Raw genomic sequence first — 20,749 nt, 5'->3', positions numbered from 1 at the left:
GGGGTGCGTCCGCCTGGGGCGATCCGCTCCACGCGGATCGGCTGTTCGGCGGTGCCGATGGTGGGGCGAGGCGCGAGCGGGCGCGGGAGCGGCGGGTACGGTGAGGGCGTGGGAGCGGAGCGGACACGGCAGCGGATCCTCGAGGCGGCGACGGAGGAGTTCGCGGCGCACGGGCTGGCGGGAGCACGGGTGGACCGGATCGCGGCACGGTCGGGGATGAGCAAGCCGATGCTGTACTCGCACTTCGGAGCGAAGGAGCGACTGTTCGACGCGGTGTTCGACGCGCACGTGCTCGCCAACGCCCAGCGGGTGCCCTTCACGGCGGCGGACCCCGCGGACTACGCGAGACGGCTCTACGACGACTACCTGGCCGACCCCGCGCTGATGCGCCTGGTCATGTGGAAGCGGCTCGAGCAGGAGCCGGCCGGCTACCTCTACGCGGGCAACGAGGGCATCGACGAGGCGAACCTCGCCGACATCGCGGAGCAGCAGCGCGCCGGCGTCCTCCGCCCCGACCTCGACCCCGCCGACCTCTGGACCCTCCTCATCGCGACCGCCGCGGCCTGGGCCCAGGGCTCCGTCACCGTGGTCGCCGACCGCGGCGACCCGCACCCGGTGCACCAGCGCCGACGAGCCGCGCTGGGAGAGGTCGTCGACGCGGCCCTGCGACTCCGCTGATGATCCTGCGTGACCTACCAACCGGTAGGTAGTCTCGCTGGCATGCTCACCACTGCACTCCTCGCCGAGCGTCCCGGCGACTCCCTCCGTCCCTTCGTCCTCGAGCGGCGCGAGCTGCGCGCCGACGACCTCGACGTCCGCGTCGACTTCTGCGGCGTCTGCCACAGCGACCTCCACGCGCTGGGCGCCGACGCGGGATTCCCGCTCGTCCCCGGTCACGAGTTCGTCGGCGAGGTCCTCGCCGTCGGCGCGGCGGTCACGGCGTTCCGCCCGGGCGACGCGGTCGCGGTAGGGAACATCGTCGACTCGTGCGGCGAGTGCGGCATGTGCCGCGCGGGCCAGGAGAACTTCTGCGAGAGCTTCCCGACCCTCACGTACGGCGGCAGGGACCGGGTCGACGGCACGCCCACGCTCGGGGCGTACTCCGGCCGGTACGTCGTGGGCGAGCGGTTCGCCTATGCGCTCCCCGAGGGGCTGGATCCGGCCGCGGCCGCACCGCTGCTCTGCGCGGGGATCACGGTCTGGGAGCCGCTGAGAGCGTCGGGAGTCGGCCCCGGGACCCGTCTGGGCGTGGCGGGCCTCGGCGGACTCGGTCACCTGGCGGTCCGCCTCGGCGCGGCTCTCGGCGCCGAGGTCACGCTCCTGACCACGTCACCGGGCAAGGAGGCCGACGCCCGCAGGCTCGGAGCGCAGCACGTCGTCGTCACGACCGACGCGGAGGCGCTCGCCGCCGCTCGCGACTCGCTCGACGTCGAGATCGACACGGTGTCCGCCCCGCACGACCCGGCGCCCTACCTGCGCGTCCTCGCCCTCGACGGCACCCTGTTCCTCCTCGGGCACCTCGGCACGGTGACGGTCGACGTCCTGGACCTGCTCGTCGGCAGGAAGAGGCTCGCCTCGGCCGGCAGCGGAGGGCGCCGGTACACGCAGGACCTGCTCGACTTCTGCGCCGCTGAAGGCGTCGCCGCGGAGGTGGAGGTGCTGCCGGTCGCGGAGATCGGGACCGCCCTCGACCGGCTGGCGAGGAACGACGTGCGCTACCGCTTCGTCCTCGACCTCCGCAGCATCGACGACGACCTCCGGTGACCCCGCCGAACGAGGATCAGTCGGCGAGCAGCTGCCCGTAGCGCTCCGCGGGGTCGAGAGCGAGGCCGGTCTTGACGCTGCGGGCGATGTCGTCGGCGAGCACCTCGGAGTCGCCGCGCTCGAGGCCGTCGAGGGCGGCGGTCACGATCGCGTCGGGCGAGGACTTGGGCGCGTCCGTCCAGGACGCCATGTCGGTGTCGACGAACCCCATGTGCAGGCCCAGGACCTGGGTGCCCTGCTCGGCGAGAGCGAGGCGGAGGCCGTCGGTCGCGCTCCACGCCGCGGCCTTCGACATCGAGTAGGACTCGGCGCCCGGGAACGACGTGAAGGACGACACGGACAGCACGTTGAGCACGGCGCCGCCGCCGGCGCGGCGCAGGTGGCCGGCGAAGGCGCGGGCCAGCAGGAGCGGTCCGAACGCGTTCGTCTCGACGGTGCGGCGGATCTCCGCGATGTCGCCGGTGAGGAAGGGCACGGTCGGCGCGATGCCCGCGTTGTTGACGAGGATCTGCACGTCGCCGAGCTCGGCGGCCAGCTGCTCGATGCGCGCCGGGTCCGTCACGTCGAGCGCGACGGGCACCACGCCCTCGCTCGCCTGGATCGAAGAGACGTCGCGGGCGGCGGCGTAGACGGTCCGGGCCCCGCGGGCGCGGAGCTGCCGGACGAACTCGGCGCCGATGCCCCGGTTGGCGCCGGTGACGAGGGCGATGGAGTCGTGGATCTGCATGGGGTCCCGCTTTCTGTAGCGATCGATAAAGAACGTGTGGCGAGGACGCTAGCACATTCCGTAGCGCCTGCTATAGATTGATGGGCATGGCAGGACGACCGAGGAGCTTCGATCGCGAAGCGGCGCTGCGGACCGCGATGAACCGCTTCTGGAGCGACGGCTACGACGAGACCACGGTCGCGGTGCTCACTCGCGACATCGGCATCTCGGCGCCGAGTCTGTACGCGGCCTTCGGCGACAAGGACGAGCTGTTCGAGGCCGCCGCGGACTGCTACTCCGGCACCGCGAACGCCGTGCTCGAGGAGCTGCTCGACAGGCCGACGGCGCGGGAGGCCGTCGCTGCCGTCGTCCGCGTCAGCGCGGAGGGGTACTCCGCGCCCGGCACTCCGGCCGGCTGCTTCGTGCTGAGCGAGCCGCGGCTCGAGGCTCGTCGCCGGGAGATGGAGGCGCTCGTCACCGCCCGTGTCGAGCGGGGCGTCGAGGAGGGCGACGTGTCGCCGGAGACGGACGCCGGATCCGTCGCCGCGTTCGTCGTCGCCGTGCTCAGCGGGATGTCGATGCAGGCCCGTGACGGAGCACCGGCGGACCGCATCGCCGGGATCGGCGAGCTCGCACTCGGCGCGCTGCCGGCGGCCACGGGGGTGCGAGCCGCAGGGCGCGTTCGGGCGGGGTCACCCGGATGAGGCCGCGTCGGCCCCGTCTCGGCCTCCTCGCCCTGGTCGTCGCCGGTCTGCTGCTGGTCCAGCCCGCCGCCGCCTCGGCGGCTCCGCTCCTCCCTCCCGCGAACGGCGTCCTCGACTACCAGCTGGGAGGCGCCTACGCTCCGGCGTCGAGCGTCACGATCGTCGACCGCGACCGCACGGATCCGCCCGCCGCCGGCCGGTACAGCATCTGCTACGTGAACGCCTTCCAGACCCAGCCCGGCGAGAGCGCCGCCTTCGCGAAGCGGCACCCCGAGCTCCTGGTGAGGAGAGCGGACGGGAAGCCCCTCGCCGACCCGGGCTGGCCGGACGAGTACCTCTTCGACGTCTCGACCTCCGCGAAGCGGACCGCTCTGCTCGCGATCGTGGGCGCCTGGATCGACGGCTGCGCCGAGGACGGCTTCGACGCCGTCGAGGCCGACAACCTGGACAGCTACACCCGCTCGGGCGGGAGGCTGACGACATCGCAGGCGCTGGCGTTCGCCACCCTCCTGACGGCGCGCGCTCACCGCTCCGGCCTGGCGATCGGCCAGAAGAACGGGGCCGACCACGCCGCTGCCGGGAGGAGGACGGTCGGCTTCGACTTCGCGGTCGTCGAGGAGTGCCAGGTCTACGACGAGTGCGCGGCCTACACGGACGTCTACGGGCGCCAGGTCTACGAGATCGAGTACACCGACAACGGCCGGTCCGCCTACGCCGAGGCCTGCGCCGAGCAGGGCCGGCGCATCTCGGTCACCCTCCGCGACCGCGACGTCGTCCCCCGTGGCGCAACGGGCTACGTGAACCGGCACTGCTGACGGAGAGCGGACGCTACTGCAGCGCTCCCAGCACGACGGCCGCGGCGCGGGCGACGAGCGCGTCGTCGTAGTCCGCCTCCGGGTCGTTCCGCGACGTGAGGATCGACAGTACGACCGCGTCCCGCCCGGGCGGCGTCACTACGGCGACGTCGTTGCGGATCCCGCCGGCGCCCCCGGACTTGTCCGCGACGCTCCAGCCGGCCGGTGCACCCGCCCGGACGAGCGTGTCGCCGGTGGCGTTGCCGCTCATCCAGTCGAGCAGGAGCGCGCGGTCCTCCGCGGACAGCACGTCACCCGTGGCGACCGCGGCGAGGTCCGCCGTGAACGCGGCCGGGGTGGTGGTGTCCTCGGTGCTGCCGGGCTCGATCGTGTTCAGCGCGGGCTCCTCGTTCACCACCTCGGTCGTGGTGTCACCGAGGGCCTCGAGTCCGCGGTCGAGGGCGGAGGGTCCGCCGAGGCGCCGGAGCACCAGGTTCAGCGCCGTGTTGTCGCTCCGGCGGACCGCTGCCTCGGCGAGCTGCGACAGAGGCAGGCCGGTGGCGGTGCTCGCCTCTGTGACGGGGGAGTAGCCCGCCGCCTCGATGTCGGCGGCGGTCCAGGTCACCACGTCGTCCCGCTCGGCGGCGGGGACGGTGCGCAGGAACTCCGCCGCGGCGAGAGCCTTGAGGCTCGAGGCGTAGCCGAAGCGCTCGTCGGCCCGGTGCTCGACCCTGCGGCCCGAGCCGGTGTCGACGGCGCTGACGCCGATCCGGGCGTCGAACTCCCTCTCGAGCGCGGCCAGGTCGGCGGAGACGTCGATCGGTGGAGGGGTGGCGGAGGACGCCGGAGACGGCACGGAGGTGGACGACGGCGGCGTGACCGGGGTGTCCGCCGTGCCGGCGCACCCGGCGAGGGCCAGGAGGAGGGCGGCACCCGCGAGTGCGCGGAGGGGCCGCGACGGCCCGGTCGAACGGCGGTTCACAGCGCGGAGTAGACGACGAAGAAGGCGACGGCGGCCGCCGCGGTGACGCCGAGAGCCGCGAGCGAGACGAGCACCCGGGGCCTCCTCCGCACGACGGCCAGGACGAGGAAGCCAGCACCCAGGACGATCTGGAGCCACCAGTACACCGGACTCGTGGTGTCGGCGACCGCGCCCAGCGCCCAGACGCCCTCGCCGATCAGCACGCCCGAGAGCGGCGCGACGGCCAGGACGCGCCAGGTCCTCGATCCGTGGAGGGTGAGCGCGGCGGCGGCCCCCAGGATCGGACCGGCGGGGACGGCGAGCAGCCAGAAGACGTCGGTGAAGGGGAGCGAGTAGCCGAAGCCGCGCGCCGCGGTCACCAGGTCGTAGCCCTCGAGGAGCGCCCAGAAGCTCAGCAGTCCGAGCGCGGCCGCCGCCACAGGCCGGGCGCCGCCGAGGCGCACGAGCGCGAACACGAGCATCGACCAGCCCCCGGAGGAGTTGGCGAACGAGCTCAGCGACGGCGGGAGGGAGCCCTGCAGCAGGCTGGTGAGCCCGCCCAGGACGAGACCGCCGAGCAGGGCGACGAGCAGAGCGCGCAGGAGGGGCGGGCGGGAGGCGGCAGGGGGCATGGGTCGATTCTCGGAGACGGCGGGCGGGGACGGATCAGGGATGACCCTGATCTCGGGTTGCGTGTCCCCTGAGACGCGCGGACACGGGCGGAGCAGTGCGGCCGCTCCGCCCGCGCCGCCTAGGCGAGACCGCCGTTGACGAAGACGATCTGCCCGTTGATCCAGCGGCCGGGTCCGGCCAGGAACGCGACGGTCTCGGCGATGTCCTCGGGCTGCCCGAGCCGCTCCAGCGGGACGGCGCCGGAGAGCCGGGCCACCTCCTCCTCCGACTTCCCGTCGAGGAACAGGGGAGTGGCGGTGGGCCCCGGAGCCACGGCGTTGACGGTGATGTCCCGGCCCCTCAGCTCGCGCGCGAGGACGAGGGTCATCGCCTCGACCGCCGCCTTCGACGCGACGTAGGGCGCGTAGGTCGGGAACGACGTGCGCGTCACGCTGGTGGAGAAGCCGATGATCGCGCCGCCGGGCCGGAGCCTCGCCGCGGCGAGCTGCGCGATGACGAAGGGCCCGCGGATGTTGGTGCGGTGCATCCGGTCGAGGTCCGCGAGATCGAAGGTCGCGACGGGCCCGAGGATCATGATCCCCGCGGTGTTGACCACCACGTCCAGACCGCCGAGCGCTTCCTCGGCCTCGCTGAAGGCTGCCGCCATCGCCGTCTCGTCCGCGACGTCGCCTCCGACGACGACGGCCTCGACGCCCGTCTCCCGGGCTCGCGCCGCGACGCTCTCTGCACGGTCGCGGTTGCCGGAGTAGTGCACCGCGACCGAGAAGCCGTCGCGGGCGAGGCGCTCGACGACGGCGCGCCCGATGCCTCCGGAGCCGCCGGTCACGAGAGCGGTGCGGGGCTGGTGCTGTGCGGTCATCGGGTCTCTCCCTGGGTCGTGGTGTCGGTGGGGGCGAGCAGGTCCTGCATGCGGATCCTCTCGTAGAACTCGCGGCGGACGGCGTCGCAGAGCTCGAAGACGCGGGCGGCGCCGTCGTCGGCCGGATCGATGACGATCCGGAAGGGGCGCGAGCCGCGGGGCAGGTCGACCACCCGCGCGATCTCGGCGGCGACCTCCTCCGGGTCGGCGTCGTCGGGGGCGAGCTCGGCGAGGCGCGCCGACACGTCCTCCATCAGACCCGGGTAGCGGTCCTCGTACGCGGAGGCGATGTCGTCGCGCTCCGCCCGGCCGGCGTGGGCGAAGTGGTTGGTCCCGGTCGTGTACGACCCCGGGACGACGATCACCGTGTCGATCCCGAAGCGCGCCACCTCCACCGCGTAGCCGACCGCGAGCGCGTCCTCCGCGGCCTTCGCGGCGAAGTACGGCCCGAGGTACGGCGGGGTGCCGCCGCGCGAGCTCGACGAGCCCACCCACACCAGCAGCCCCTCCTCCTGCGCGCGGAGGATCGGCAGGACCGCGTGGTTCAGCCGCTGCGTCGAGAGGACGTTGACGTCGTAGGCCGCGGCGAGCTGCTCCACCGTGAAGGCCTCGGTCGGCCCGAGGACCATGTGGCCGGCGTTGTGGACGACGACGTCGATCCCGTCGCTCTCGTCCGCGATGCGGGCGACGGCGGCGTCGACGGAGGCCTGGTCCGACACGTCGAGCTCGATCGGGCGGAGGTCCACGCCGTGCTGCTCGGCGAAGTCGCGGGCCTCCCGGGCGGCCGGAGCGTTGCGGGTGCCGAGGGCGCGCATCCCGGCGTACACGCGGTGCCCGGCGAGGGTGAGCCTGCGGACGGTCATCGCTCCGAAGCCGCTCGAGGCGCCGGAGACGATCACGACTTTCGACATGGTGGTCCTTTCATCGGGGAGGAGGGGCGATCCCACTCTCGGGCGGCCGGGTCCGCCGCGGTATCGCGGTCCTGCGGAGGACGAGCGCGATCCTGCGGAACGACGGTCACGAGGCGGTGGGCGAGCGGAGGGCCGCGTAGAGCTCCTCGGGCGAGCGGTCGAGCAGGGCCTTCACCTCGGCGGTCTCCTCGTCGAGCGCCTCCTCGCGGCCCGCCTCCAGAGCGTCGAGGGCGAGCGCGACCGCCGACTCCGGACTCGCCTTGGGGACGTCCCAGCCGGCCATCATGTCGGTGTCGGTCGAGGACAGGTGCAGGGCCAGGACCTGCGTCCCCTGTGCGGCCAGCTCGAGCCGAGTGCTGTTGGTCAGCTGCCATTCCGCGGCCTTCGCCGCCGCGTAGGCGCCGTTGCCCGGATAGGTGCGGAAGGACAGCAGCGACAGGACCGAGACGATCGCGCCGCCGCCGTTGCTCCCGAGGATCGGGGCGAAGGCCCGCGTCATCCCGAGGACTCCGTAGAAGTGGGTGTCCATCTCCGCCCGGATGAGCTCGAGATCGCCGGTGACGAGGTCCTGAAGGGTGGCGATGCCCGCGTTGTTGACGAGCAGGTCGACATCGCGGGCCCGGGCCGCGGCGGCGGCGACCTGCCGGGGGTCGGTGACGTCGAGCTCGAGGGTCACGACGCGCGGGTCGGCATCGAGCCTCGCGAGCGTCGGGAGCCGCCGCGCCGTCGCGTAGACGCGCTCGGCGCCCCGGTCGAGGAGCTGGTCGACGAAGCGGGCGCCGAGGCCCCGATTGGCGCCGGTGACGAGTGCTGTCGATCCTGTGATGTCCATGTCGTCGACCGTAGGATCTGACATCAGTGTCAGCTGCAAGGGGTCGGAGGAGAACGGATGAGGATCGGCGAGCTCGCGGAGCGCACGGGAGTGAGCGTGCGATCGCTCCGCTACTACGAGACGCGGGAGCTGATCCGCTCCTGCCGGACGGACGGCGGTCAGCGCGTCTACGAGCAGGACGCCGTCGACCGGGTCCTGCTGATCCAGCAGCTGTTCCGGGCGGGCCTGGGCAGCACCGAGGTCGTGCAGCTCCTCCCGTGCATCTACTCCGGCACCACCACCCGGGCGATGCTCGGCCTCCTCGAACGCGAGCACGCCCGCCTCGACGCGCAGATCGAGGACCTGCTCGCGACGCGCGACCGCCTCGCAGAGCTGCGCGTGGACGCCGCGGGGCGCCTGGCCGCCTGACCGCCTCACTCGAACCGGGCGCGGTGCTCGCGCGGGCTGACGCCGTGGTGGCGGCGGTAGGCGGCGGCGAAGGCCGCGGGCGTGCTGTAGCCGCAGGCGGCGGCGACCGCCGCGACGGGAGCGTCCGAGCGGCTCAGCAGCGCGCGGCCGTGCTCCATCCGCAGCGCCGTCAGGCGGCGCATCGGCGTGGACCCCGTGGCGGCGGAGAACCGGCGCAGGAAGTGGAACGGGCTGAGGTGCACCAGGGCGGCGAGCTCGTCGAGGGTCACGGCATCCGCGAGCCGGTCCACGAGGTGGTCGGCGACCAGGGCGAGCTGGGCGGGGGAGAGGCCGGGCTCGGCCCGCCGGGCGACCGGCTCGGGGAGCGAGAGCAGATGCGCCACCAGCGAGAGGGCCGCCGTCTCCCCGAGCAGGGCGGGAGCGCCGACGCGTGCGGCCCGGCCGATCGCGAGCATCGAGGCGCGCACGTAGTCGTCGCCGAGCGCGAGGACGTCGAGCCGCGCGGCCGGCGTGCCGGGGAACGCCTCGAGGACGCTCGCCACCAGCCTCGATCCGACGGCGACGTGCAGCGAGGCGAACCGCTCCGTGCTCCTGCTGCTCCAGGAGGCCCGGATCTCCCGCCCGGGCGGGGTCGCGGACGTGCGGCCCGGGGCCGCCTGCCCGGTCGCCCAGCGGCCGTGGGGTCGGGCGCTCTCGATCACGTAGGAGCCGGCCGTCACCAGGACGAGCCGGAGCTCGTCCCTCGGCGGCGCGTCGATCTCGTGGTCGTGCGGATCCACGACCTCCTGCACACGGACCGAGCCCGCGCTGTCGGGACCGGTCACCGCCCGCCGCCGAACGCCGCCGCCGAGACGTCCGACCAGGACCGCCAGGTGCGCAGCCGCTCCTCGTAGACGGCCTCGATCATCGGGAGCACCGAGCCGAGCACCAGGCGGGCGGGCGGGTCCGCCGCATCGACGAGGCGGAGGATCGCCGGGATCGTCGCGACCGGGTCGCCGACCGAGAACTCCGGTCCGTGCTCGCGCACAGTCGTGTACTCCTCCCGCTCGGCGCTGCGCCGCGACCCGCGCGAGAGCCAGTCGGTGGCGTAGGGGCCGGGCTCGACGCAGGTGACGCGGACGCCGAGCGCCTCCACCTCCTGCCGCAGCGATTCGCTCAGTCCCTCCAGCGCCCACTTCGACGCGTGGTACGCGCCGATCCCGGGGAAGGCGCGCACGCCGCCCTCGCTGGTGACCTGCAGCAGGCGCCCCCGGGAGCGCCGCAGCGCCGGGAGCGCGGCCTGGGTCACCCAGAGCGCCCCGAAGAAGTTCGTCTCCATCTGCTCGCGGATCTCCCGCTCGGTCAGCTCCTCGACCATGCCGAAGTGGCCGTAGCCGGCGTTGTTCACGACGATGTCGATCCCGCCGAAGCGCTGCTCCGCCTGTGCGACGGCGTCGAGCACGCCGTCGCGGTCGGTCACGTCGAGCTCGAGCGCGAGCAGCCGCTCCGGGAAGCGGGCGGCCAGGTCGGCGAGCCGGCCCGTGTCGCGGGCCGTGGCCGCGACCCGGTCGCCGCGCTCGAGCGCCGCCTCCGCCCAGAGCCGGCCGAAGCCGCTCGTCGTGCCGGTGATGAACCAGGTCCTCGTCGTCGTCATGCAGGCGAGTCTTCTCGGACCGAGCGCCTTCCGGTAGCGAATGCTCGTCACCTCCGGCATTCCACATCGGACTGCCTGACGCATACTGGCCCGATGCCCCTCGACGTGCACCCGCAGCTGCTCCGCGCCCTGGTGGCGGTGCTGCGCACGGGATCCTTCACCGGCGCTTCGGAGGAGACGGGCTTCACCCAGTCGGCCGTCTCGAAGCAGATCGCGGCGCTGGAGGAGGCGGCCGGAGTGCCGCTGTTCCAGCGCGGCCCGCGGGGAGTCGTCCCGACGGCCGCGGCTCTCGGCCTCGCCCGTCACAGCGCGGCCGTGCTCGACCACCTCGACGCCGCCGCCCGGGAGGTCGCGGCCCTGGACCGGCCTCTGCTCGGACGGGTCCTCCTCGGCGGGTTCCCGACCACCGCGATGCGCCTCGCGCCGGAGACGATCGCCCGGGTGCGCCGCGACCACCCGGCGATCGAGATCGTCCTCCTCGAGTCCTCCACGCCGGTGCAGCTGCGCCGCCTCCGCGCCGGACGCCTCGACCTGGCCGTCGTCGCGGTCGGCACGGAGCCCGACGAGCACGACCTGACCGGGCTCGAGACCGAGGTCCTGCCCTCCGGCGCCCTGCACCTCGCCGTCGCCGACCACCACCCCTGGGCCCGCGTCCGGCGCCTCTCCCTCCGCGACCTGGCCGACGCCGACTGGGTGGTCGGCCGCGGGGGGAGGGGCGAGCCGCAGTTCGGCGTCTGGCCGGACGCCGAGCGGCCGCGGGTGGTGGCCGAGATCGACGCGTGGAGCAGCCGCCTCGGCTTCGTCGCGGCCGGGCTCGGCGTCACGACCGTCCCGGCTCTCGCGATCGCAGGACTGCCGCGCGGTGTGGTCGCCGTGCCCGTCGACGCCGCCCGGCGCCCCGCGCGCTCCTTCCTCGTCGCCTCCTCGAGGCCGCTCGACGACGCCGCCGGAGTCGTCCGCTCGGCCCTGCACGAGGTCGCCGCCGAGATCGCCGCGGCGCCCGCGCGCTCGGACCGCACGTAGCCACCGCCGTCGCGACCGGGCCGCCAGCAGTTCTCCCCACCCCGGCTCGGCGGCCCCGGCGGCCGATACGATGGACCCCATGCCTCGGATCCGACAGTCAGATGTCGAGGAGGTCAAGGCGCGGGTGAACATCGGCGACGTGATCGGCGAGTACGTCACGCTGAAGTCGGCCGGCATCGGCTCGCTGAAGGGCCTCTGCCCCTTCCACGACGAGCGCAGCCCCAGCTTCCACGTCCGCCCGCAGGCCGGCTTCTACCACTGCTTCGGCTGCCAGGAGTCGGGCGACGTCTACAGCTTCGTCATGAAGATGGACCACAGCTCGTTCAGCGAGACCGTCGAGCGCCTCGCCGGGCGCATCGGCTTCCCGCTGCAGTACGAGGACGGCGACGGCCGCGCACCCGAGACCGGCGGGCGCGCGCGCCTCCTGGCCGCGAACGACGCCGCGGAGGAGTACTTCCGCGAGCAGCTGGCGACCCCCGGCGCCGACGTCGGCCGTCGCTTCCTCGGCGAGCGGGGCTTCGACCGCGCCGCCGCCGACCGCTTCGGTGTCGGCTTCGCGCCCGACGGCTGGGACGGGCTCACCACCGCGCTCAAGCGCCGCGGCTTCTCGGAGGAGGAGCTGACCACGGCCGGCCTGGTCAGCAGCAACAACCGCGGCGGCGTCTACGACCGCTTCCGGGGCCGCCTCGTCTGGCCGATCCGCGACGTCACCGGCCAGACCGTCGGCTTCGGCGCCCGCCGCCTCCTCGAGGAGGACAAGGGCCCCAAGTACCTCAACACCCCCGAGACGCCCGTCTACCACAAGTCCCAGGTGCTCTACGGGCTCGACCTCGCCAAGCGCGACATCTCCCGCGGGCACCGGGTGGTCGTCGTGGAGGGCTACACGGACGTCATGGCCTGCCACCTCGCCGGCGTCACCACCGCGGTCGCCACCTGCGGCACGTCCTTCGGCGTCGACCACATCAAGGTGCTGCGCCGGGTGCTGGGCGATGACAGCGGGGTCGGCGAGGTCGTCTTCACCTTCGACCCCGACGCGGCGGGGCAGAAGGCCGCGATGCGCGCGTTCCAGGAGGAGCACCGCTTCGCCGCGCAGACCTTCGTCGCCGTCGCGCCCGAGGGCCTGGACCCCTGCGACCTCCGCCTGAACCGCGGAGACGACGCCGTCCGCCGCCTCATCGACGACAAGAAGCCGATGTTCGAGTTCGTGATCCGTCAGCTGCTCGACCGGTACGACCTCGAGACGGTCGAGGGGCGGATCGCGGCTCTGCGCGCGGCCGCCCCGGTCGTCGCCGAGATCCGCGACCCGGCGCTGCGGCCCGGCTACTCCCGCGAGCTCGCCCGGATGCTCGGCCTGGACATGGCCGAGGTCAACTCCGCCGTGCGCTCCGCCGGATCCCGGCCCCGCTCCTCCGGACCCGAGGGCCGCGATCAGCAGGGCGGACGGGGCAGCGGCGAGTCGCCCGCGGCCGAGGCGCCGCTCGGCGCGCGCATCGCCGATCTGCCCGTCGACGTCGTCACGCGGATCGAGCGCGAGGCGCTGATGGCGATGCTCCAGCTGCCCCAGGCGATGGGCCCGGAGCTCCTGGCCCGGGCGGCGCACGCTGCGGTCACGAACGAGACCCTCCGCGTGGTCCGCGACGCCGTGGTCGCGAACCTCGAGCGGGCGGAGGACCGCGACTGGGTCGAGCACGTCGCCGACGACGTCCCCGGTCCCTTCGCCTCGCTGGTGCGCCAGCTCGCGGTGGCGCCGATCCCGGCCGCCGACGAGGAGGGGCTCGCCCGCTACTCCCGCGACGTGGCGATCTCGCTCATCGAGCGCGATCTGCTCCGCGAGATCGCCGAGCTGCGCGGGGCGCTGCAGCGCGCGTCCGCCGATCCGGTGATGGCGCGCGCGGTGCAGGTGCGCCTGGTCGAGCTCGAGCGCGAGAAGCGGGCGCTGCGCACGGAGTGAGCGTGTTGCGGTCGTGTGAAGAAATCGGCCGCACGCCCGTGCCGGTTCGGAGAGCGCTCACAACTGTGTTACCTATGAGGAACAGCAATGCGGGCGTCCAGTGTCGTGACGCCACAGCCCACAGGAGATCTGTGTGCCGAGAGTCCGCGCGCCCGGAGCGCGCCCGCATCCCATCCTTGACAGGAAGAGGCAGACGGAGATGAATTCCGCATCCACTCGCGGCACCCGTGCACTGGCCGCCGCCGCAGGCTTCGCCGCGGTCGCGCTCGTGCTGACGGGCTGCGCCGCCGGCGGGAACGACTCGTCCGGCGGCAGCGCCGGAGGGGCCCTGACCATCGGCACCACCGACAAGATCACGACCCTCGACCCTGCGGGCTCCTACGACAACGGCTCCTTCGCCGTGATGAACCAGGTGTTCCCGTTCCTGATGAACACCCCCTACGGCAGCCCGGACGTCGAGCCCGACATCGCCGAGTCGGCGGAGTTCACCGCCCCCACGGAGTACACCGTGAAGCTGAAGGAGGGACTGAAGTGGGCCAACGGCCACGACCTCACCTCCTCCGACGTGAAGTTCTCCTTCGACCGCCAGGTCGGAATCGCGGCGGAGAACGGCCCGTCCTCGCTCCTTGCGAACCTCGACAGCGTCGCGGCTCCGGACGACACGACCGTGGTCTTCACGCTCAAGTCCGAGAACGACCAGACCTTCCCGCAGATCCTCTCGAGCCCCGCCGGCCCGATCGTGGACGAGGAGGTCTTCTCGGCCGACGAGCTGACCGCGGACGCCGACATCGTCTCGGGCGACGCCTTCGCCGGCCAGTACACGATCGCGAACTACGACGTGAACAACCTCATCCAGTACAAGGCGTACCCGGACTACCAGGGCGTTCTCGGCGAGGCGAAGACGGACACCGTCAACGTCAAGTACTACGCGGATTCGTCCAACCTCAAGCTGGACATCCAGGAGGGGAACATCGACGTCGCGTTCCGCAGCCTCTCGGCGACGGACATCGACGACCTCCGCGGCAACGACACGGTCAAGGTCGTGGACGGCCCCGGCGGCGAGATCCGCTACATCGTCTTCAACTTCGACACCCAGCCCTTCGGCGCGACCACCGGCGAGGCCGACAGCGCCAAGGCCCTCGCCGTGCGCCAGGCCGTCGCCGACCTGATCGACCGCGACGAGATCGCCGACCAGGTCTACAAGGGCACCTACACCCCCCTCTACTCCTACGTCCCCGCCGGTCTGACCGGCGCGGTCGAGCCGCTCAAGTCGCTCTACGGCGACGGCAACGGCGCGCCCGACGCGGACAAGGCGAAGGCGACCCTCGAGGCCGCCGGCGTCACCGCTCCGGTCACCCTCAACCTGCAGTACTCGAACGACCACTACGGTCCGTCCTCGGGCGACGAGTACGCGCTGATCAAGGACCAGCTGGAGTCGACCGGCCTCTTCACCGTGAACCTGCAGACCACGGAGTGGGTGCAGTACTCGAAGGACCGCTCGAGCGACGTCTACCCGGCGTACCAGCTCGGCTGGTTCCCCGACTACCCCGACGCCGACAACTACCTCTCGCCGTTCTTCATCAAGGAGAACTTCCTCGCGAACCACTTCGACGACGCCGAGGTGCAGAGCCTGATCGCGCAGCAGGTCTCGACCACCGACGCCGACGCGCGCACCGCGCTGATCGAGCAGATCCAGGAGAAGGTCGCGGCGCAGCTCTCGACCGTCCCCTACCTGCAGGGCTCGCAGGTCGCGGTCGTCGGCAGCACCGTGAGCGGAGCCGAGGACACCCTCGACGCCTCGTTCAAGTTCCGCTACGCGGCACTCAGCAAGGGCTGATCCACCCCCCTCGCGGCCGGCGCCTCCCCGACAGGAGGCGCCGGCCGTTCTCCACGAAAGGCATCACGTGACGACAGCCACGACGGCTGCGGCGACGGCGCCCACCCGGCGACCGCGCGGCTCCGGGGGCGGACTCGGGCGCTACCTGCTCGTCCGCTTCCTGCTCATCATCCCCACCGTCTTCATCCTCGTGACGCTGGTGTTCCTCCTGATGCGCTCCACGGGCGACCCGATCACGGCGGCCCTCGGCGGCCGCCTGACCGCGGACCAGCTCGCCGAGCGCGTGTCCGCCGCCGGCTACGACCGGCCGCTGATCGTGCAGTACCTCGAGTACCTCGGCAAGCTGCTGACGGGCGACTTCGGCACCACCCTGAGCGACAACCGCCCCGTCACCGAGGTGCTCCTCACCTACGGCGCCGCGACGGTCGAGCTCGCCTTCTACGCCCTGATCGTGGCGTTCCTGGTCGGCATCCCGCTCGGCATGCTCGCCGCCTACCACCGCGACCGCACGCCCGACGCGGTGCTGCGCATCTTCGCGATCCTCTGCTACGCGACCCCGGTGTTCTTCGCGGGCCTGCTGCTGAAGCTGGTGTTCTCCGTCTGGCTGAAGTGGTTCCCCGTCGCCGGGCGCGCCTCGACGAGCACCGAGCTCTCGCTCCAGTTCCTCGAGAACAAGACCGGCATCTACCTCATCGACGCGATCCAGACCGGCGACCCGGCCGCGATCTCGGACGTGCTTTCCCACGCGGTGCTCCCCGCCGTCGCGCTGGGCCTGCTGACCGCGGGCATCTTCCTGCGCCTGGTGCGCACCAACGTGATCGGCACGCTCGGCACCGACTACGTCGACGCGGCGCGCTCGCGCGGCGTGAGCGAGTTCCGGCTCGTCCGCACGCACGCCTACCGGCCGGCGCTCATCCCGATCATCACCGTGATCGGCCTGCAGATCGCCCTGCTGCTCGGCGGCGCCGTCCTCACCGAGACCACCTTCGAGTGGAAGGGCCTCGGCTTCCAGCTGGCGGAGTACCTCCAGGCCCGCGACTTCGTGGCCGTGCAGGGCATCGTCGCCCTGCTCGCCGTCATCGTGGCGCTGACCAACTTCATCGTCGACGTCATCGCGGCGCTCATCGACCCGCGAGTGAGGTACTGAGCATGAGCACCACCTCCCCGGCGCGCCCGCGCCGCCGCCTCGTCGACCGCCTGCCGGTCGTCCACCAGCTCCGGCAGAGCGTCGGCCTCCAGCGGGGGATGCTCGTCACCGGCCTGATCATCACCGGTGCCTTCCTGCTGGTGGCCCTGTTCGCCCCCCTCATCGCGCCCTACGGCTACTCGCAGCTGCGGTCGGGCGGCGAGTCGTTCGGCGCGCAGGAGCCGCCGAGCGCGGAGCACCTGCTCGGCACCACCGTCGGCGGCTACGACGTGCTCTCGCGCGTGATCTGGGGAGCGCAGACCGCGTTCCTCGTGATCGTCGTCGCCGTGGTCCTGTCGATCTTCCTCGGCGTCTTCCTCGGCCTCGTCTCCGGCTACCTCGGCGGCTGGCTCGACCGCGTCCTCGTCGTGATCTGCGACGCGATCTACGCGTTCCCGACCCTGCTGCTGGCGATCGTGATGTCGATCGTCATCTCCGGCGGGCAGTCGAACCTCTGGGCCGGCATCTTCGCCGCGGCCGTCTCGATCACCGTGGTCTACATCCCGCAGTACTTCCGCGTCATCCGGGCCGAGACCGTGCGGATCAAGGGCGACGCCTTCGTCGAGTCGGCGAAGGTCATCGGAGCGTCGACGCCGCGGATCATGTTCCGCCACGTCCTGCGCAACGCGACGCGCACGCTGCCGCTGATCTTCACGCTCAACTCCTCCGAGGCGATCCTGACCCTCGCGGGCCTGGGCTTCCTCGGCTTCGGAATCGAGCCGACGTCGGCCGCCGAGTGGGGCTACGACCTCAACAAGGCGCTGTCGGACGTCACGAGCGGCATCTGGTGGACCTCGGTCTTCCCGGGGCTCGCGATCGTGCTCGTGGTGCTGGGCATCACCCTCGTGGGCGAGAGCCTGAACGACCTCGCCGACCCGCGCCTGCGCGGTCGGCGCGCGGTGGCCGCCGGTGCCGGCGACGTCGCCGCGACGTCCGTCGTGCCGGGCGGCGTCCTCGCCGCCGACGGCCTGGAGACGCCGGGGCACGACCCCGTCGCCGGAGTGGAGGGGACGCGATGAGCGACCAGCGCATCGTCCGGGACGCCTCAGCGCGTCCGATCGTGGACATCACCGACCTCGAGGTCGCCTTCGCGAGCGACCGCGGAGCCGTCCGCGCCGTTGCCGGGGTGAGCCTGCGCGTCGAGCGCGGCGAGGTCCTGGCGATCGTCGGCGAGTCCGGCAGCGGCAAGACCGTGACCGCGAAGACCATCCTCGGCCTCCTGCCCGAGACGGCCACCGCCTCCGGAGTGGTCCTGCTCTCGAAGAAGGACGGGAGCGCGGCGACCGACGTCGTCTCCGTGCCCAGGGCGCGCCTCCGGGAGCTGCGCGGCACCGACGTCGCCATGGTCTTCCAGGAGCCGGGAACCGCCCTCAACCCGGTCTTCACGGTGGGCTGGCAGATCGCGGAGGGGCTGCGCGCCCACGGCTCCGTCTCGAAGAAGGAGGCGCGGCAGCGCGCGATCGACGTCCTGCGCACCGTCGGCATCCCGGACCCGGAGAAGCGGGTCGACTACTACCCGCACCAGTTCTCGGGCGGCCAGAAGCAGCGCGTCGTCATCGCGATGGCCCTGGTCCTGGACCCCGGTCTGATCGTCGCGGACGAGCCGACCACGGCTCTCGACGTGACCGTGCAGGCCGAGATCCTCGACCTGCTCCGCCGGTGCCGAGACGAGTTCGGCACCTCGATCGTGCTGATCACCCACAACATGGGCGTCGTCGCCGACCTGGCCGACCGCGTCGCCGTGATGTATCAGGGCGAGCTCGTCGAGGAGGCGACGGTCTCCGAGCTGTTCTCGGCGCCGAAGGCCGAGTACACGAGGAAGCTCCTCGCCGCCGTCCCGCACGTGGGCCAGGGCGTCGAGCGCGCCCGCGTCCGCGCCGTCGAGCGCGCCGAGGCCCCCGAGGCCGAGACGCTCGTCGCCGCCGAGGGCCTGCGGATCCAGTACCCCGGTCGGCTCGGCCGCCCCGGCTTCGTCGCGGTCGACGGCGTCTCGCTGCGCATCCGCGCGGGTGAGGTGCTCGGCCTCGTCGGCGAGAGCGGCTCGGGCAAGACCACCATCGGGCGCGCCATCGCGGGCCTGACGCCGGTGACCGGCGGGTCGCTGACGGTCCTCGGCAAGGAGATGCGCGGCATCCGCGAGCGCGCCTTCCGACCGGTCCGCGGCGACATCGGCTTCGTGTTCCAGGACCCGGCGTCGAGCTTCAACCCGCTGCTCACCATCGCGGAGTGCGTGGCCGAGCCGCTGATCGTGCACGGACGGGCCGGCGACGCCGCCGGGGCGCGCTCCCGCGTCGACGAGCTCCTGGAGGCGGTGCAGCTGCCTCGCTCCTACGGCGACCGCTACCCGCACGAGCTCTCCGGCGGCCAACGCCAGCGCGCCAGCCTCGCCCGGGCCCTCGCCCTCGAGCCGAAGCTGCTGATCGCCGACGAGCCGACCTCGGCGCTCGACGTGTCGGTGCAGGCCCGCGTGCTCGAGCTCTTCGCCGAGCTGCAGCGCGAGTTCGGCTTCGCCTCGCTGTTCATCAGCCACGACCTCGCCGTGGTCGACCTGCTCGCCGACCGCATCGCGGTGCTCTACCGCGGCGAGCTGGTCGAGGAGGGGACGGGAGCCGAGGTGCTCGCGTCGCCGAAGCACCCCTACACGCAGCGCCTGCTCGCCTCCCTGCCCGTGCCCGACCCGGTCGAGCAGGCCTCGAGGCGCGAGCTGCTGCGCAGCATCGTCGAGGCGGAGCGCCGGGCGTGAGCCGGACCACCGGGGATCCGGCCCCCATCGTCGTCGACGACCTCAGCGTCGAGTACCCGCCGCGCGGCATCAGCCGCCGGTGGACGGCGCTGCGGGGAGTGAGCCTCCGGGTGGAGCCGGGCGAGGTGCTCGGGATCCTCGGCGGCAGCGGCTCGGGCAAGTCCACCCTCGCGCGCGTGCTCGGCGGCGACGGCCTGGGACACGACGGCGGCCGCACGCGCCCGGTGATCATCGGCGGGGACGCGACGGTCGCGGGGCACCGGCTCCGCTCGCTCCCCGCCCGCGAGCTCAAGCGCTTCACCGTCGACGTCGCGCATCTCGCGCAGGACGCCGGCGCGACCCTCCGCCCCGAGCTGACCGTCTCGGAGCTGATCGCCGAGCCGATCTTCGTCCGCGACCGCCACTACGACCCGAAGGCGGCGGCGGTGCGGGTGGCGACGCTGCTCGACTCCGTGCACCTGCCGCTGTTCCTCCTGGACCGCTACCCTTACGAGCTCTCCAGTGGGCAGCGCCAGCGCGTGGCCGTGGCCCGCTCGCTCGTGCTCGGGCCGAAGGTGCTGATCGCCGACGAGCCGACCTCGGGCATCGACGCGACGGTGCGCGAGTCGATCGTCGACCTCCTCGCCGACCTGCGGCGCCGGGAGGGCTTCGCGGCCGTCGTGGTCAGCCACGACATCGACGTGCTGAGCCGGGCGACCGACCGGATCGCGGTGCTCGTCGGCGGCGAGGTCGTCGCCTACGGTCCGCTGCTGGACGTGCTGATCGAGGCGCGGCACCCCTACGTGCGCGAGCTCGGAGCGGCCTTCGCCGAGTACGAGCGCTTCGACGCCTCTCGAGCGCAGCGCGTCGAGGCGGCCGACCAGTGACCGTCCCGCGCGTCGCGGTGCTCCCGCGGCCGAAGCCGGTGTTCGCCGAGGCGGTCGAGTCGGGCGGGGGAGTGGTCGTCGGACTCGACGAGAGTCCGGACGCGCTGCTCTGGCTGTCCTACGGCCGCACCGACGAGCTGGCCGCGGTGCTGGAGGAGCACCCGTCGATCCGCTGGGTGCAGCTGCCCTGGGCCGGCGTCGACGTCTTCGCGCCCGTGCTCGCCGCGTCCCGCGAGGACGTCGTCTGGACCAGCGCCAAGGGCGCCTACGCGGAACCGGTGGCCGAGCACGCGCTCGCGCTGGTGCTGGCGCTGCTCCGCTCGCTGCCGGAGCGGGCGCGCGCCGAGTCGTGGGGGCCGAAGAAGGCGGTCACGCTGCACCGCGCCTCCGTGGTGATCGTCGGAGCGGGAGGGATCGCTCGCGAGCTCCTGCGGCTGCTCGACGTCTTCGACTGCCGGGTGACGATCGTCCGCCGCGGCGGCGAGCCGGTGGAGGGCGCCGAGCGCACGCTGCCGACGTCGCGGCTCGCCGAGGCCGCGGCGGAGGCCGACGTGCTGGTGCTGGCCGCCGCCGCCACCTCGGGCACGGAGCGGATGGTCGACGCCGGTCTCCTCGCACGGCTCCCCGCTCACGCCGTGCTCGTCAACGTCGCACGGGGGAGCCTCGTCGACACGGACGCGCTCGTCGCGGCCCTCGCCGAGGGCCGTCTCGCCGGCGCCGCCCTCGACGTGACGGACCCCGAGCCGCTGCCGGACGGGCATCCGCTCTGGAGCGAGCCCCGGTGCCTGATCACGCCCCACAGCGCGGACACCCCCGAGATCACCGCGCCTCTCCTGGCCGAGCGCGTGCGCGCCAACGTGGCCGCGTCCGCCGCCGGCGAGCCGTTCGTCGGCCGCGTCGACCCGGGCTCGGGCTATTGAGTGCGGCGCCGATTTTGC

Annotated in this window: 21 protein-coding genes; 13 read left to right on the top strand and 8 right to left on the bottom strand. The window is 73.0% G+C overall.

The genetic code is table 11. The annotated features are described in order from the left end of the window. Window positions 1-108: 108 nt before the first annotated feature. Complete coding sequence (locus tag GSU45_RS09505; protein ID WP_244248080.1) at window positions 109-678, top strand: TetR family transcriptional regulator; 570 nt, start codon at window positions 109-111, stop codon at window positions 676-678. Window positions 679-720: 42 nt separating this feature from the next. Beyond that, the gene (locus GSU45_RS09500) at window positions 721-1,764 is read left to right on the top strand and encodes an NAD(P)-dependent alcohol dehydrogenase (RefSeq protein WP_159914494.1); all 1,044 of its coding nucleotides are present in this window, start codon (window positions 721-723) and stop codon (window positions 1,762-1,764) included. A gap of 16 nt (window positions 1,765-1,780) precedes the next feature. On the opposite strand, the gene GSU45_RS09495 is transcribed toward GSU45_RS09500, so the two are convergent. Next, window positions 1,781-2,491 carry an SDR family oxidoreductase gene (locus tag GSU45_RS09495; protein WP_159914492.1) on the bottom strand — a complete coding sequence of 237 codons (711 nt, stop codon included), beginning with the start codon at window positions 2,489-2,491 and terminating at the stop codon, window positions 1,781-1,783. Between the two features lie 86 nt (window positions 2,492-2,577). Here GSU45_RS09495 and GSU45_RS09490 point away from each other — a divergent pair, with 86 nt between their 5' ends. Both GSU45_RS09490 and GSU45_RS09485 read left to right on the top strand, forming a co-directional pair. Next, window positions 2,578-3,174 (top strand): TetR/AcrR family transcriptional regulator, encoded by a 597-nt coding sequence (locus GSU45_RS09490; protein WP_159914490.1) that lies wholly within the window; start codon window positions 2,578-2,580, stop codon window positions 3,172-3,174. Then, window positions 3,171-3,989: an endo alpha-1,4 polygalactosaminidase gene (locus GSU45_RS09485; RefSeq protein WP_159914488.1), complete on the top strand. Its 819-nt coding sequence runs from the start codon at window positions 3,171-3,173 to the stop codon at window positions 3,987-3,989. Before GSU45_RS09490 ends, GSU45_RS09485 begins: the two co-directional genes overlap by 4 nt. Before the next feature lie 13 nt (window positions 3,990-4,002). Here GSU45_RS09485 and bla read toward each other — a convergent pair whose 3' ends face one another. The 5 genes from bla to GSU45_RS09460 all read right to left on the bottom strand — a co-directional run bounded on the left by bla (window position 4,003) and on the right by GSU45_RS09460 (window position 8,164). Continuing rightward, the gene (gene bla / locus GSU45_RS09480; protein WP_159914486.1) at window positions 4,003-4,950 is read right to left on the bottom strand and encodes a class A beta-lactamase; all 948 of its coding nucleotides are present in this window, start codon (window positions 4,948-4,950) and stop codon (window positions 4,003-4,005) included. After that, window positions 4,947-5,561, bottom strand: a complete 615-nt coding sequence (locus GSU45_RS09475) for a DUF6518 family protein (RefSeq protein WP_159914484.1) — start codon at window positions 5,559-5,561, stop codon at window positions 4,947-4,949. Before GSU45_RS09475 ends, bla begins: the two co-directional genes overlap by 4 nt. Window positions 5,562-5,680: 119 nt before the next feature. Next, window positions 5,681-6,421: an SDR family oxidoreductase gene (locus tag GSU45_RS09470; RefSeq protein WP_159914482.1), complete on the bottom strand. Its 741-nt coding sequence runs from the start codon at window positions 6,419-6,421 to the stop codon at window positions 5,681-5,683. Next, window positions 6,418-7,332, bottom strand: a complete 915-nt coding sequence (locus tag GSU45_RS09465) for an SDR family NAD(P)-dependent oxidoreductase (RefSeq protein ID WP_159914480.1) — start codon at window positions 7,330-7,332, stop codon at window positions 6,418-6,420. Before GSU45_RS09465 ends, GSU45_RS09470 begins: the two co-directional genes overlap by 4 nt. 106 nt (window positions 7,333-7,438) lie before the next feature. Next, window positions 7,439-8,164, bottom strand: a complete 726-nt coding sequence (locus GSU45_RS09460; RefSeq protein ID WP_159914478.1) for an SDR family oxidoreductase — start codon at window positions 8,162-8,164, stop codon at window positions 7,439-7,441. 57 nt (window positions 8,165-8,221) lie between these two features. Between GSU45_RS09460 and GSU45_RS17240 the strand changes: the two genes are divergently transcribed. After that, window positions 8,222-8,572: a MerR family transcriptional regulator gene (locus tag GSU45_RS17240; RefSeq protein WP_159914476.1), complete on the top strand. Its 351-nt coding sequence runs from the start codon at window positions 8,222-8,224 to the stop codon at window positions 8,570-8,572. A 5-nt stretch (window positions 8,573-8,577) separates the two neighbouring features. Here GSU45_RS17240 and GSU45_RS09450 read toward each other — a convergent pair whose 3' ends face one another. Together GSU45_RS09450 and GSU45_RS09445 are read right to left on the bottom strand one after the other, a co-directional pair. After that, entirely contained in the window at window positions 8,578-9,396 is an 819-nt protein-coding gene (locus GSU45_RS09450) for an AraC family transcriptional regulator (protein ID WP_159914474.1), read from the bottom strand. Beyond that, window positions 9,393-10,205, bottom strand: a complete 813-nt coding sequence (locus tag GSU45_RS09445) for an SDR family NAD(P)-dependent oxidoreductase (RefSeq protein WP_159914472.1) — start codon at window positions 10,203-10,205, stop codon at window positions 9,393-9,395. The genes GSU45_RS09450 and GSU45_RS09445 overlap by 4 nt, the downstream gene beginning before the upstream one ends. A gap of 93 nt (window positions 10,206-10,298) precedes the next feature. On the opposite strand from GSU45_RS09445, the gene GSU45_RS09440 reads away from it, so the two are divergent. From GSU45_RS09440 to GSU45_RS09405, 8 genes are all read left to right on the top strand, one after another. Next, a complete protein-coding gene (locus GSU45_RS09440) occupies window positions 10,299-11,228 on the top strand; it encodes a LysR family transcriptional regulator (RefSeq protein WP_159914470.1) in 930 nt (309 codons plus the stop codon). Window positions 11,229-11,307: 79 nt separating this feature from the next. Continuing rightward, a complete protein-coding gene (dnaG, locus tag GSU45_RS09435) occupies window positions 11,308-13,179 on the top strand; it encodes a DNA primase (RefSeq protein ID WP_159914468.1) in 1,872 nt (623 codons plus the stop codon). Between the two features lie 199 nt (window positions 13,180-13,378). Next, window positions 13,379-15,016, top strand: a complete 1,638-nt coding sequence (locus GSU45_RS09430; protein ID WP_159914466.1) for an ABC transporter substrate-binding protein — start codon at window positions 13,379-13,381, stop codon at window positions 15,014-15,016. Window positions 15,017-15,083: 67 nt separating this feature from the next. Beyond that, window positions 15,084-16,163 (top strand): ABC transporter permease, encoded by a 1,080-nt coding sequence (locus tag GSU45_RS09425; protein WP_159914464.1) that lies wholly within the window; start codon window positions 15,084-15,086, stop codon window positions 16,161-16,163. 2 nt (window positions 16,164-16,165) lie between these two features. After that, complete coding sequence (locus GSU45_RS09420; protein ID WP_104238213.1) at window positions 16,166-17,221, top strand: ABC transporter permease; 1,056 nt, start codon at window positions 16,166-16,168, stop codon at window positions 17,219-17,221. Then, window positions 17,218-18,945 (top strand): ABC transporter ATP-binding protein, encoded by a 1,728-nt coding sequence (locus GSU45_RS09415; RefSeq protein ID WP_159914462.1) that lies wholly within the window; start codon window positions 17,218-17,220, stop codon window positions 18,943-18,945. Before GSU45_RS09420 ends, GSU45_RS09415 begins: the two co-directional genes overlap by 4 nt. After that, window positions 18,942-19,811 (top strand): ATP-binding cassette domain-containing protein, encoded by an 870-nt coding sequence (locus tag GSU45_RS09410; RefSeq protein WP_159914460.1) that lies wholly within the window; start codon window positions 18,942-18,944, stop codon window positions 19,809-19,811. The genes GSU45_RS09415 and GSU45_RS09410 overlap by 4 nt, the downstream gene beginning before the upstream one ends. Then, on the top strand, window positions 19,808-20,731 hold the full coding sequence (locus tag GSU45_RS09405) for a D-isomer specific 2-hydroxyacid dehydrogenase family protein (protein WP_244248079.1): 924 nt from the start codon (window positions 19,808-19,810) through the stop codon (window positions 20,729-20,731). Before GSU45_RS09410 ends, GSU45_RS09405 begins: the two co-directional genes overlap by 4 nt. Window positions 20,732-20,749: the final 18 nt, after the last annotated feature.

Source organism: Rathayibacter sp. VKM Ac-2801 (assembly GCF_009834245.1).
Taxonomy (GTDB): domain Bacteria; phylum Actinomycetota; class Actinomycetes; order Actinomycetales; family Microbacteriaceae; genus Rathayibacter.
Note: the sequence above shows the minus strand (reverse complement) of the source record. Positions and strands in the feature narration are given on the sequence as shown.